This window comes from Streptomyces sp. NBC_00028 (assembly GCF_045041065.1).
Lineage (GTDB): Bacteria > Actinomycetota > Actinomycetes > Streptomycetales > Streptomycetaceae > Streptomyces.
Window position 1 is genome coordinate 7250072 of record NZ_CP108293.1, and the last position, 12547, is coordinate 7262618.

General features: G+C 71.0%; 13 protein-coding genes. 10 read left to right on the plus strand and 3 right to left on the minus strand.

Annotated elements, in window-relative coordinates; genetic code table 11:
• Positions 1-17 precede the first annotated feature (17 nt).
• On the minus strand, positions 18-1814 hold the full coding sequence (locus OG885_RS32625) for an AMP-dependent synthetase/ligase (protein WP_405737831.1): 1797 nt from the start codon (positions 1812-1814) through the stop codon (positions 18-20).
• A 297-nt stretch (positions 1815-2111) separates the two neighbouring features.
• Between OG885_RS32625 and OG885_RS32630 the strand changes: the two genes are divergently transcribed.
• The 6 genes from OG885_RS32630 (at position 2112) to OG885_RS32655 (ending at position 7052) form a co-directional block, all read left to right on the plus strand.
• Complete coding sequence (locus OG885_RS32630; RefSeq protein ID WP_405737832.1) at positions 2112-2909, plus strand: metallophosphoesterase; 798 nt, start codon at positions 2112-2114, stop codon at positions 2907-2909.
• A gap of 103 nt (positions 2910-3012) precedes the next feature.
• Positions 3013-3456 (plus strand): SRPBCC family protein, encoded by a 444-nt coding sequence (locus OG885_RS32635; RefSeq protein WP_399959377.1) that lies wholly within the window; start codon positions 3013-3015, stop codon positions 3454-3456.
• Between the two features lie 34 nt (positions 3457-3490).
• On the plus strand, positions 3491-4660 hold the full coding sequence (locus OG885_RS32640) for an ArsA family ATPase (RefSeq protein WP_405737833.1): 1170 nt from the start codon (positions 3491-3493) through the stop codon (positions 4658-4660).
• A 57-nt stretch (positions 4661-4717) separates the two neighbouring features.
• A complete protein-coding gene (locus OG885_RS32645; protein ID WP_405737834.1) occupies positions 4718-5191 on the plus strand; it encodes a DUF5304 domain-containing protein in 474 nt (157 codons plus the stop codon).
• Positions 5192-5245: 54 nt separating this feature from the next.
• Entirely contained in the window at positions 5246-6199 is a 954-nt protein-coding gene (locus OG885_RS32650) for an ROK family glucokinase (protein ID WP_405737835.1), read from the plus strand.
• A gap of 139 nt (positions 6200-6338) precedes the next feature.
• Positions 6339-7052: an endonuclease/exonuclease/phosphatase family protein gene (locus tag OG885_RS32655; RefSeq protein WP_405737836.1), complete on the plus strand. Its 714-nt coding sequence runs from the start codon at positions 6339-6341 to the stop codon at positions 7050-7052.
• A gap of 5 nt (positions 7053-7057) precedes the next feature.
• Here OG885_RS32655 and OG885_RS32660 read toward each other — a convergent pair whose 3' ends face one another.
• Together OG885_RS32660 and OG885_RS32665 are read right to left on the minus strand one after the other, a co-directional pair.
• Positions 7058-7696, minus strand: coding sequence for a hypothetical protein (locus OG885_RS32660; protein ID WP_405737837.1), 639 nt, complete (start codon positions 7694-7696; stop codon positions 7058-7060).
• The gene (locus OG885_RS32665; RefSeq protein ID WP_405737838.1) at positions 7689-8471 is read right to left on the minus strand and encodes an alpha/beta hydrolase; all 783 of its coding nucleotides are present in this window, start codon (positions 8469-8471) and stop codon (positions 7689-7691) included. Before OG885_RS32665 ends, OG885_RS32660 begins: the two co-directional genes overlap by 8 nt.
• A 169-nt stretch (positions 8472-8640) precedes the next feature.
• Between OG885_RS32665 and OG885_RS32670 the strand changes: the two genes are divergently transcribed.
• The 4 genes from OG885_RS32670 to OG885_RS32685 all read left to right on the plus strand — a co-directional run bounded on the left by OG885_RS32670 (position 8641) and on the right by OG885_RS32685 (position 12445).
• Positions 8641-9387, plus strand: coding sequence for a lysophospholipid acyltransferase family protein (locus tag OG885_RS32670; RefSeq protein ID WP_405737839.1), 747 nt, complete (start codon positions 8641-8643; stop codon positions 9385-9387).
• A gap of 34 nt (positions 9388-9421) precedes the next feature.
• A complete protein-coding gene (gene macS / locus OG885_RS32675; RefSeq protein WP_405737840.1) occupies positions 9422-10636 on the plus strand; it encodes a MacS family sensor histidine kinase in 1215 nt (404 codons plus the stop codon).
• Entirely contained in the window at positions 10633-11307 is a 675-nt protein-coding gene (locus OG885_RS32680; protein WP_405737841.1) for a response regulator, read from the plus strand. The genes macS and OG885_RS32680 overlap by 4 nt, the downstream gene beginning before the upstream one ends.
• A 109-nt stretch (positions 11308-11416) precedes the next feature.
• Positions 11417-12445 carry a 6-phosphofructokinase gene (locus OG885_RS32685; protein WP_405737842.1) on the plus strand — a complete coding sequence of 343 codons (1029 nt, stop codon included), beginning with the start codon at positions 11417-11419 and terminating at the stop codon, positions 12443-12445.
• Positions 12446-12547: the final 102 nt, after the last annotated feature.

The window sequence follows — 12547 nt, forward strand, 5'->3', positions numbered from 1 at the left end:
TTCTTTCAGAAGGCCCGCTACTTCTGGTAGATCGCCTCGATCTCGTCCGCGTAGTCCTTCGCCACCACGTTGCGCTTGAGCTTCAGGGACGGCGTCAGGTGGCCCGACTCCTCCGTGAACTGGGAGGACAGAATGCGGAACTTCCGCACCGATTCCGCCTTCGACACCGCGGCGTTGCCGTCGTCGATCGCGGCCTGGACGGCAGCGTTCAGGTCCGCGTCCCCGGCCAGCGACGCCGCGGTGGAACCCGCCGGCTTGCCGTGCTCCTCGGCCCAACGGCCCAGGAACTCCTCGTCGATGGTGATCAGCGCGCCCACGAAGGGCCGCCCGTCGCCGACGACCATGCACTCCCCGACCAGCGCATGGGCGCGGATCCGGTCCTCGATCACGGCCGGGGCGACGTTCTTGCCGCCCGCGGTGACGATGATCTCCTTCTTGCGGCCGGTGATCCTGAGGTAGCCGTCCTCGTCGAGGGTGCCGATGTCACCGGTGTGGAACCAGCCGTCGGCGAGCGCCTCGGCGGTCGCCGCCTCGTTGTTCCAGTAGCCCTTGAACAGGTGCTCGCCGTGCAGCAGCACCTCGCCGTCGTCGGCGATGCGGACCACCGAGCCCGGCAGCGGCTGCCCGACCGTGCCGATCTTCTGCCGGTCCCAGGGGTTGAACGCGGTGGCCGCGCAGGACTCGGTCAGGCCGTAGCCCTCCAGGACCGTGAAGCCGATGCCGCGGAAGAAGTGGCCGAGCCGCTCGCCCAGCGGGGCGCCGCCGGAGATGGCGTACTCGCCCTTGCCGCCGAGGACCGCGCGCAGCTTGCTGAAGACCAGCTTGTCGAAGGTCTTGTGCTTGATCTTCAGACCGAGGGACGGGCCCGAGGGGGTGTCCAGCGCCTTGCTGTACGCGATCGCGGTGTCGGCGGCCTTGTCGAAGATCTTGCCCTTGCCGTCGGCCTGCGCCTTGGCGCGCGCCGAGTTGTAGACCTTCTCGAAGACGCGCGGGACGCCGAGGATCAGCGTCGGTCGGAACGAGGCCAGCTCGTCCGTGAGGTTCTTGATGTCCGGGACCATGCCCAGCTTGATCGGCGCCATCATCGGCGCGACCTGCACGAGCCGTCCGAAGACATGCGCGAGCGGCAGGAAGAGCAGGACCGAGCACTCACCGGTGCGGAACAGCGGGCGCAGCCGCTCGACGACGTTGCCGCACTCGGCGAAGAAGCTGCGGTGGGTCAGCACACAGCCCTTGGGGCGGCCGGTCGTGCCGGACGTGTAGACGATGGTCGCCGGGTCGTCCGCCTTCGCCAGCGAGCTGCGCTCCTCGACGGCGGCGTCGCTGATGTCCTGGCCGAGCCGGCCCAGCTCCGCCACGCCGTCGGCCTCGATCTGCCAGACGTGCTTGAGGGCGGGCAGCTGGTCGCGCACCGACTCCACGGCGGCCGTGTGGTTGTCCAGCTCCACGACACAGGCGGTCGCGCCGGAGTCGGCGAGGATCCACTGGATCTGCTCGGGCGAGCTGGTCTCGTACACCGGCACGGTGACCGCGCCCGCGCTCCAGATCGCGAAGTCGAGCAGCGTCCACTCGTAGCGGGTCCGCGACATCAGGCCCACCCGGTCGCCGGGCTGCACACCCGAGGCGATGAGGCCCTTGGCGGCCGTGTGCACCTCCGCGAGGAAGGTCGTCGCCGTGACGTCCCGCCACTCGCCGTCGACCTTGCGGGCGATGACGGCGACGTCGGGATGCTGCGCGGCGTTTCTGCGGACGATGTCGGTGAGGTTTCCGTCCGCAGGGACCTCGTACAAGGCCGGAAGGCTGAACTCGCGCAAGACTGCTGCTCCTCATAAGGCGCCGGCGCCACGACGTTGTGCGATGCGACGGTGCGGGTCCAAGGCTCGGGCAGGTGCTCGCGGATTCACATGTTGAAATCCTGAGCACGACTGGACTGCCCGGACGTTACCCGCCGGTATGGCGTCTCCGACAGGGGGTCCCGGCGAGATGTTCGCTGCGTCACACGGATTGGTGTTTCTCAGCGCACAGTAGTCGAGGCGTTTGATGACTGGCCAGTAACCGCAGGTCCGGCCGCCACTGTTCACGTATGCCGCACACGCCTACCCTTGATCGTCATGGCACCCTCACCGCCCGGTAACCGCAGGACACGCGTACATGTGGTCAGCGACGTGCACGGCAACGCCCGTGACCTGGCCCGCGCCGGCGAGGGCGCGGACGCCCTGATCTGCCTGGGTGACCTGGTCCTCTTCCTCGACTACGCCGACCACTCCCGCGGCATCTTCCCCGACCTGTTCGGCACGGAGAACGCCGACCGTATCGTCGAACTGCGCACCGCCCGCCGCTTCGAGGAGGCCCGCGAGTTCGGCGCCCGCCTGTGGGCCGGGATCGGTACGGACCGGGCGAGCGCCGTCGAGAAGGCCGTACGCAAGCAGTACGCCGAGATGTTCGCCGCGTTCCCGACACCGACGTACGCCACCTACGGCAATGTCGACATGCCGCCCCTGTGGCCGGAGTACGCCGGACCGGGCACGACGGTCCTCGACGGCGAGCGGGTGGAGATCGGTGGCCGGACCTTCGGCTTCGTCGGCGGCGGTCTGCGCACGCCCATGCGCACCCCGTACGAGATCAGCGACGAGGAGTACGCGGCGAAGATCGAGGCGGTCGGTGAGGTGGACGTGCTGTGCACCCACATCCCGCCGGAGGTGCCGGAGCTGGTCTACGACACCGTCGCGCGCCGCTTCGAGCGGGGCAGCCGGGCGCTGCTGGACGCGATCCGGCGCACCCGGCCCCGGTACGCGCTGTTCGGCCATGTCCACCAGCCGCTCGTCCGCCGGATGCGGATCGGGGCGACCGAGTGCGTCAACGTCGGGCACTTCGCGGGGAGCGGCAGACCGTGGGCGCTCGAATGGTGACCGGTCGGTGAGGTCGGGCCCCCACGTGCGCGGTAGCCTTCACGCTGCACACACGTGCGCACGCTTCATGACCTACCGGCCCGTATCTGGAGGAGCCACGGCGATGGCGGAACACACCAGCTCGAGCATCACGATCGAGGCGGCACCGGCCGACGTCATGGCGGTGATTGCCGACTTCGCCCGCTACCCGGACTGGACCGGCGAGGTCAAGCAGGCCGAGGTCCTCGCGACGGACGCCGCGGGCCGCGCCGAGCAGGTACGGCTCGTCATGGACGCCGGCGCCATCAAGGACGACCAGGTGCTCGGCTACACCTGGACCGGGGAGAACGAGGTCTCCTGGACGCTGGTGAAGTCGCAGATGCTGCGCCAGCTGGACGGGTCGTACATCCTCAAGCCGGCCGGTACGGGGTCGACCGAGGTCACCTACCTCCTGACCGTCGACGTCAAGATCCCGATGCTGGGCATGATCAAGCGCAAGGCCGAGAAGGTCATCATCGACCGCGCGCTGGCCGGGCTGAAGAAGCGGGTGGAGTCGGGGTCGAAGTAGGGATTCACCGCCTGGGGATCTACCGTTCACTCCCATGCGCACCCTCCTGATCACCGGTCCCGGCGGCAGCGGTCGTACGACCCTTGCCGCCGCCACCGCGGTCGCCGCCGCCCGCGCGGGTGACCGGACCCTCCTCCTCAGCGGCGACCGGACCGACAGCCTCGGCGCGGTCCTGGGCGTGGCCACCGGACCGGCGCCGGTCGAGGTCCGGGACGGACTCACCGCCTGGCGCCCGGACGCCACCGCCGGGTTCCGGGACGACCTCGCCGGCTTCCAGGAGCGCGCCTCCTCCGTCCTCGACCTGCTCGGCGCCTCCCGCCTCGACCCCGAAGAGGTCACCCCGCTGCCGGGCGCCGAGGAGCTGACCTTCCTCCGTGCCCTGCGGGACGCGGCCCTGTCGGAGCGCCACGACCTCCTCGTCGTCGACCTGCCGCCCACCCCGCAGGCCCTCGCCCTGCTCGCCCTCCCCGAGGAACTGCGCCGCTATCTGCGCCGGCTGCTGCCCCCCGAGCGGCAGGCGGCGCGGGCGCTCAGGCCGATGCTGGGGCGGCTGGCCGGGGTGCCGATGCCGTCGGAGTGGCTGTACGAGACCACCGCGCGCTGGGACCTGGAACTCGCCGCCGTCGAGGCCGTCGTCGCCGACGCGAGGACCGCCGTACGCCTCGTCGCCGAGCCGGGTCCGGCCGGGGCCGACGCCGTGCGCGAGGCCACGCTCGGGCTCGCCCTGCGCGGGCTGCGTCCCGACCACCTGGTCGCCAACCGGGTCCTGCCCGACGCGCCCGCCGACAGCTGGCTCGCCGGGCCCGCCGCCCAGCAGCGCAAGACGCTGGAGGGGTGGCGGGAGGCGTACCAGGTCGTGGAGATCGCCCACCCCGGACAGGACCCGCGCGGCCTCGACGACCTCGAAGGACTCGGTGCGCCCGGCGCGCCGGAGACGTCCTCCCGGGTCGAGTGGCCGGTTGTGGACCGGTTGGCCGAGGACGGGGTGCTGGTGTGGCATGTGCCCCTGCCCGGCGCCATACGCGACGAGCTGGACCTCATCCGGCGCGGCGACGAACTCGTCGTCAGCGCCAGCCAGTTCCGGCGGATCGTGCCGCTCCCGTCCGCCCTGCGGCGCTGCACCGTCGCCGGGGCCGCGCTGCGCGACGGGGTGCTGTGTGTCCGGTTCGCGCCGGACCCGGAGCTATGGCCGCAGACACGGTGAATCCGGTACGGCCGTTCGGGTAACGTCGGAGAGACGAACCGTAGTCAGGAGTCCGTCATGAGCGAACAGCTCCCCCCGTCAGACGCCGCCGACGAGGCCGTGGACGAGGTTCGGGCCACCGACGCCGACGCCTGGGCGACGGCGTGTGCCGAGGACCTCGCCGAGGAGAAGGCCCGCCGCCGCGCCAGCTACGGTCCGCCGCCCGGCTCGGCCGCCGAGGAACTGCGCAAGCTCGTCGACGCCGTCACCGACAAGCTGTCCTCGATCCAGTCGCCGCTGCTCGGGGCGGTCGCCGGACCGGCCGCCCAGCAGGTGGTGCAGCAGGTCGTCCAGCAGGCCAAGGCCGCCGTCGAGCCCGTCATCGAACGCAACCCGGACGTCTTCGACCACCTCGCGGCCGCCGGCAACGAACTGCTGGCCGCCTACCGCTCCGCGGTCCAGGCCCAGGAACAACGCTGGACCGGCCGCGACCCCAAGCCGGGCGAGGGCGGCGAGGAGCCCGGTCCGGGAGAGCGCATCGACCTGGACTAGAGGCCCCTCGGGTACGGTGGGCCGTAGCGGGGCTCGACCGAAACTGAGGGATTCATGGGACTCACCATCGGCGTCGACATCGGCGGCACGAAGATCGCGGCCGGCGTGGTCGATGAGGAAGGCAACATCCTCTCGACCTTCAAGGTGCCGACCCCGGGCACGCCCGAGGGCATCGTGGACGCCATCGCCTCCGCCGTCGAGGGCGCACGCGCAGGTCACGAGATCGTCGGCGTGGGCATCGGAGCCGCCGGTTACGTCAACCGGCAGCGCTCGGAGGTCTACTTCGCGCCCAACATCGACTGGCGCAACGAGCCGCTGAAGGAGAAGGTCGAGGCCCGCGTCGGCCTCCCCGTCGTCGTGGAGAACGACGCCAACGCGGCCGCGTGGGGCGAGTACAAGTTCGGCGCCGGCAAGGGCCACCGCAACGTCATCTGCATCACGCTCGGCACCGGCCTCGGCGGCGGCATCATCATCGGCAACAAGCTGCGCCGCGGACACTTCGGCGTCGCCGCCGAGTTCGGCCACATCCGCATGGTGCCGGACGGGCTGCTGTGCGGCTGCGGTTCGCAGGGCTGCTGGGAGCAGTACGCCTCCGGCCGCGCCCTGGTCCGGTACGCCAAGCAGCGTGCCAACGCCACCCCGGAGCGCGCCGAGGTGCTGCTCGCACTCGGTGACGGTTCGCCCGACGGCATCGAGGGCAAGCACATCTCCGTCGCCGCCCGGCAGGGCGACCCGGTGGCCGTCGACTCCTACCGCGAGCTCGCCCGCTGGGCCGGCGCCGGCCTCGCCGACCTCGCCTCCCTCTTCGACCCGTCCGCCTTCATCGTCGGCGGCGGTCTCTCCGACGAGGGCGAACTGGTCCTCGACCCGATCCGCAAGTCGTACAAGCGCTGGCTGGTCGGCGGCAACTGGCGCCCGGTGGCGGATGTGATCGCGGCTCAGCTGGGCAACAAGGCCGGGATGGTCGGCGCGGCGGACCTGGCGAGGGAACCCGACCCGATCATGTAATGCCGGGCAGGTGGATGTACCCAGGGGCGCGAGGCTGTATAAATGTGCGGCTCCGCCGCGTGGGCGCGACCAGCCACGACGGCGGGTCAGTCGCACACACACCTCGCGCCCCGAGCCATTGGGCGCAAAAATCAACGACATGCCATCTGACGATGCAGCCCTCGTCCGAGTCCTCAGCTACAACGTCCGTTCACTCCGCGACGACACAACCGCCCTGGCCCGCGTCATCAAGGCTTGCGCCCCCGACCTCGTCCTCGTCCAAGAAGCCCCTCGCTTCTTCCGCTGGCGCAAGAAACTGGCCCGATTGGCCCGCGCCGCCGACCTTGTCATCCTCACCGGGGGTGCGACAGCAGCGGGCCCGGCCATCCTGTGCAATCTCCGCGCCACCGTAGAGCGCACAGAAGACGTCCTTCTCCCGCTCACACCGGCGCAGCACAGGCGCGGCTTCGCGACCGCAGTCGTCCGGTTCGGCACCGCCCGCCTCGGCGTCCTGAGCTGTCACCTCAGCCTCCAGAAGGACGAGCGCTACGAGCAGGCCGGCATGCTCCTCGACCGGCTCGCCGGCATGGGCGTCGAGCACGCCGTCGCCGGCGGCGACCTCAACGAACGCCCCGGCGGCCGGACGTTCCGCCGCCTCGCCGAGAACCTCCAGGACTGCTGGGCGACCGCCCCGCTCGGCGGCGAGCACACCTGGGTCCACAGCGAACCCCACCAGCGCATCGACGCGATCTTCGCCACGAAGGGCATCGAGGTGCTCGGCTGCGGGGTGCCGCCGGATCTACCCGAGACAGACCTGAGGGCGGCCACGGACCACCTTCCGGTCCTGGCCACCCTCAAGGTGCCCGTGAGCTAGAGGACTCAGACGACCGCGCCCCGCCCGGGGTCCTCGTCCTCGTCCTCGTCCGTCCGCATCCGCGTGACCAGCGTCGTGAACCCGCCCAGGAAGCCGCCGATCCCGATGGTGGCGAGCCACCAGGTCATGTCCCAGCGCAGCAGTACCGCCAGCAGGAGGAGCAGCGGACCGCCCAGCACCCCGAGCCACGCGAACTTGGCCGTGGTGTCGGCGGCGGGCAGCGGCGGCGGCTCCGGCGGGACGAAGTGACCCTCGTCGTCCTCGTCGAAGTCGTCCTCGGTCGGCTCCGGCGCCGTGTAGTCACGCGGGCCGACGCCGGGCGCGAAGGCGACGGAGCTGCCCAGCGGCTTGGCGGGGGCCGGCTTCTCGTCCGCCTTCGGCTGTTCGGCGCCGGCCGCGTCGGCGTCCTTCTGGTCGGTGTCGGTGTCGTTGGTCTCCGGCTCCAGCAGCGCCAGGTCCTCCACCGACTTGAACGGCTTGGCGCCCGGCGGGTCCGGCGGCTCGTCGCCGTACCCGGCGACGATCGCCTCCCAGGCGGCGGCCTCGTCGAAGGGGACGTGCTGCTCCTCCGCGCCGAGTCCCTCGCGGTCGTCGCGGTTCTCCCAGTCCTCCCGGTCCTCGCGGTCCGAGTCGTACTCAGCCACGTACGGCCGTCCCTTCCTTGCTGCCGGTGCCGGCGGCGAGCCGGCCGATGAACGCGGCGCTCTCCTCGAAGATCCGCTCCGCATCGTGGTCCAACGTCGCGACGTGGTAGCTCTGTTCCAGCACGATCTCTGTTACGTCCGTCGAGGACACCCGGCTCAGCACGCGCGCGGAGTCCGCCGCCGGCACGACATGGTCCTCGGCGCTGCGCAGCAGCAACAGCGGCTGGGTGACCTGCGGCAACTCGCCGTCGACCAGCCGGAAGAAGGTCCGCAGGGAGTGCGCGGCGTGCAGCGGCACCCGGGTGTAGCCCAGTTCGTGCCGGCCCTCCTTGGCGATGTCGTCGGCGATGCCCGGCGTCGACCGCAGGAGATGACGCGCCACCGGAAGGGCGTACGGCGCGAGGCCGTGCATACGGTTCGCCGGGTTGACGACCATGACGCCCCGGACCGCGTCCCCGTGCTTCGCCGCCAGCCGCAGCGCGAGCGCGCCGCCCATCGACAGGCCGGCCACGAACACGTCGGCGCAGCGCTCACGCAGGGCGCGCAGCTCGCGGTCCACCTCCGCGTACCAGTCCTGCCAGCCCGTCAGCTGCATGTCCTCCCAACGGGTGCCGTGCCCCGGCAGCAGGGGCAGCGAGACGGTCAGACCGCGCCCGGCGAGGTGCTCCGCCCAGGGGCGCAGCGACTGCGGGGAACCGGTGAAGCCGTGGCAGAGGAGGACACCCGTCTCTCCGCCTTCCTGGCGGAACGGCTCGGCTCCAGGGAGGACCGGCACCTTCGGTCTCCTGTTCATGGGGTCGGTTGCGGGTTCATGGGGTCATGCGCAGGTACTTCACCGTACGCGACCGCACTGACACCGACCAGGGTCGTCGGGCCCTTTGACGCTGCTCCGGGTTAAGGTCTGATCGACAGACACAGGAGGCACTCGGTTGTTGTACGGAACGATGAAGGTCGCCATCGGAGGGCCGCTGAAGGTCACCTTCAGGCCCTGGGTGGAGGGCGCCGAGAACATTCCGGACGACGGCCCCGCGATCCTGGCGAGCAACCACCTCTCCTTCTCCGACTCCTTCTTCCTGCCCGCGGTCCTCGACCGCAAGGTCACCTTCATCGCGAAGGCCGAGTACTTCACGACGCCCGGTGTGAAGGGCCGGCTGACGGCGGCGTTCTTCAAGGGCGCGGGCCAGCTCCCGGTGGACCGCTCCGGTGCGCGCGGCGCGGGCGAGGCGGCCATCAAGGCCGGCATCGAGGTCCTGGAGCGCGGTGAGCTGTTCGGGATCTACCCGGAGGGCACGCGCTCGCCCGACGGCCGTCTCTACCGGGGCAAGCCGGGCGGCCTCGCGCGCGTGGCGCTCGCCACCGGCGCGCCGGTCATCCCGGTCGCCATGATCGACACGGAGAAGATCCAGCCGCCGGGCAAGGTGATGCCCAAGATCATGCGGCCGGGCATCCGCATCGGCAAGCCACTGGACTTCAGCCGGTACCACGGCATGGAGCACGACCGGTTCGTGCTCCGCGCGGTGACCGACGAGGTCATGTACGAGATCATGAAGCTCTCCGGCCAGGAGTACGTCGACATCTACGCGACCGCCGCCAAGCGGCAGATCGCGGAGGCGGCCAAGGCCGAGAAGGAAGCGGAGAAGGCGGCGAAGGCCGCCCTCGCGCAGGCTGAGAAGGAACGCTCCGGGTCCTGATCACGGGACATCGGGTGTGGGGGGTGGGGGACACATGGCCAGGCGTGAGCGTGTCATGAGGATGTCGGTCGAGCTGCCGCTGTGGCGTGCGCTCACCGGCTACCGGGTGCTGACCATGCTGTACGCGGTCGGCCTGTTCGCCACGCAGTACGACGACTACGACCGCCCGGGCATCGCCATCGGCTACTTCGTCGTCCTGTGCGGATGGACGCTCGCCACCCTGCCCCGGGTCCAGAACGAGGCGGCCTGCACCAAGCGCTTCCTCGCCGCGGACCTGACCGTCGCGCTCACCGGCATCGTGCTCACCCCGCTGGTGGTCAACGACGCGCACATCGACAGCGGCGGTCCCACGCTGCCGTCGATATGGACCGCCGGCTCGGTCCTCGCGTTCGCCATCAAGGGCGGCTGGCGCTGGGCCGCGTTCGCCTCGACACCGGTCGCCGTCGCCAACCTCATCGAGCGCGGCGCCCCGGCCCGCGACACCATCCACAACGTGATCCTGGTCTGGGTCGCCTCCATCGCCATCGGCTACGTCGTCGAGGTCGCCCGTGCCTCCGAGCGCACCCTCGCCCGCGCCCTGGAGATCGAGGCGGCGACCCGTGAACGGGAGCGGCTGGCCCGGGACATCCACGACAGCGTGCTCCAGGTGCTGGCCATGGTGCAGCGGCGCGGCGCGGTCCTCGGCGGCGAGGCGGCGGAGCTGGGCCGGATGGCGGGCGAGCAGGAGGTGGCGCTGCGCACCCTGGTCTCCGGCGGGCTGACGCGGGTGTCCTGGGCGTCCGAGGACGTGTCCCAGGGGGCGGTCGTACGGGCCGTCGACGAGCCGGATCCCGAGGGCCCCGTCGATCTGCGCGCGCTGCTCGCCCCGTTCGCCGCCGCCAAGGTCAGCTTCGCCGAGCCCGGTGCTCCGGTGGAGCTGCCCCCGGGCGCCGCGAGGGAGCTTGCCGCCGCGGTGGGGGCCAGCCTGGACAACGTGCGCCGGCACGCGGGGGAGGACGCGCGTGCGTGGATCCTGGTCGAGGACGAGCCCGACGAGGTGATCGTGACCGTACGGGACGACGGGCCCGGCATCCCCGAGGGGCGGCTCGCCCAGGCCGAGGGCGAGGGGCGGATGGGCGTGGCCCTGTCCATCCGGGGGCGGTTGCGCGACCTCGGCGGCAGCGCCGAGCTGATCTCCGTGCCCGGACAGGGCACGGAGGTCGAACTGAAGATACCGAAGGCTTCACGGGGGAAGGCAGGACAGCGATGAGTGACCAGGGACCGATCAAGGTGATGGTGGTCGACGACCACCCGATGTGGCGCGACGCGGTCGCCCGCGACCTGGGCGAGTCCGGCTTCGAGGTGGTGGCCACCGCGGGCGACGGCGACCAGGCGGTGCGCCGCGCCAAGGCCGCCGGGCCCGATGTGCTCGTGCTCGACCTGAACCTGCCGCTCAAGCCCGGCGTCCAGGTCTGCAAGGAACTCGTCGGCCACAACCCGGCGTTGCGGGTCCTGGTGCTCTCCGCCAGCGGTGAGCACGCGGACGTGCTGGAGGCCGTGAAGTCGGGCGCGACCGGCTATCTGCTGAAGTCGGCGTCGACGGAGGAACTGCTCGACGCGGTGCGCCGGACGGCCGTGGGGGACCCGGTGTTCACGCCCGGCCTCGCCGGTCTGGTCCTCGGCGAGTACCGCCGCCTCGCCTCCGAGCCCGCGCCCGCCGCCGACGCCGACCAGCCCAGGGCGCCCGAACTCACCGACCGCGAGACCGAGGTGCTGCGCCTGGTCGCCAAGGGCCTCAGCTACAAGCAGATCGCCGAGCGCCTGGTCATCTCCCACCGCACGGTCCAGAACCATGTCCAGAACACCCTCGGCAAGCTCCAGCTGCACAACAGGGTGGAGCTGGTCAGGTATGCCATAGAGCGTGGACTTGACGACGAGTAAACCGAGGAACCGCTGATTCACCGGAATTGCCCTTCCCGCCCATCCCTGTGTGACCTGGATCACCATTAGCGTGGCCTTCACCAGGCAACCGCGGCGAAGGGACATTTCCATGCGGGTCGGAGTACTGACCGGAGGCGGCGACTGCCCCGGGCTCAACGCCGTCATCCGGGGCATCGTCCGCAAGGGCGTGCAGGAGTACGGCTATGACTTCGTCGGCTTCCGGGACGGCTGGCGTGGGCCCCTGGAGGGTGACAGCGTCCGCCTCGACATCCCCGCCGTGCGCGGCATCCTGCCCCGCGGCGGCACCATCCTCGGCTCCTCGCGCACCAATCCGCTCAAGCTGGACAACGGCATCCGACGGATCAAGGAGAACCTCGCCAAGCTGGAGGTCGACGCGATGATCGCGATCGGCGGCGAGGACACCCTGGGCGTGGCCGCACGGCTCACCGACGAGTACGGCGTCCCCGTCGTCGGCGTACCGAAGACCATCGACAACGACCTGTCCGCCACCGACTACACCTTCGGCTTCGACACCGCGGTCGGGATCGCCACCGAGGCCATCGACCGGCTGCACACCACCGCCGAGTCCCATATGCGCGTCCTGGTCTGCGAGGTGATGGGCCGGCACGCCGGCTGGATCGCCCTGCACTCGGGCCTAGCCGGCGGCGCCAACGTCATCCTCATCCCGGAACAGCGCTTCGACCTGGACCAGGTGTGCGCCTGGATCACCTCCCGCTTCAAGGCCTCCTACGCCCCGATCGTCGTCGTCGCCGAGGGCGCCATGCCGAAGGACGGTGACGTGGTCCTCAAGGACGAGTCGCTGGACTCCTTCGGGCATGTGCGCCTGTCCGGGGTCGGCGAATGGCTCGGCAAGGAGATCGAGAAGCGGACCGGCAAGGAGGCCCGGACGACGGTCCTCGGGCACATCCAGCGCGGCGGCACCCCCAGCGCCTTCGACCGCTGGCTCGCCACCCGCTTCGGACTGCACGCCATCGACGCGGTGCGGGACGGCGACTTCGGGAAGATGGTCGCGCTGCGCGGCACCGACATCGTGCGCGTGCCGATCTCGGACGCCACGGCCAAGCTGAAGACGGTCGACCCTGAGCTGTACGCGGAGGTCGGGGTGTTCTTCGGCTGACCATCCCCGAACCCTGAACGCCGCCATGGCCACCGTGGCGGCGTTCGCCGTGTGCGGGCGCGGGTACGAGAGGGACGGGAGCGGCGGACGACGGGGGAGGGC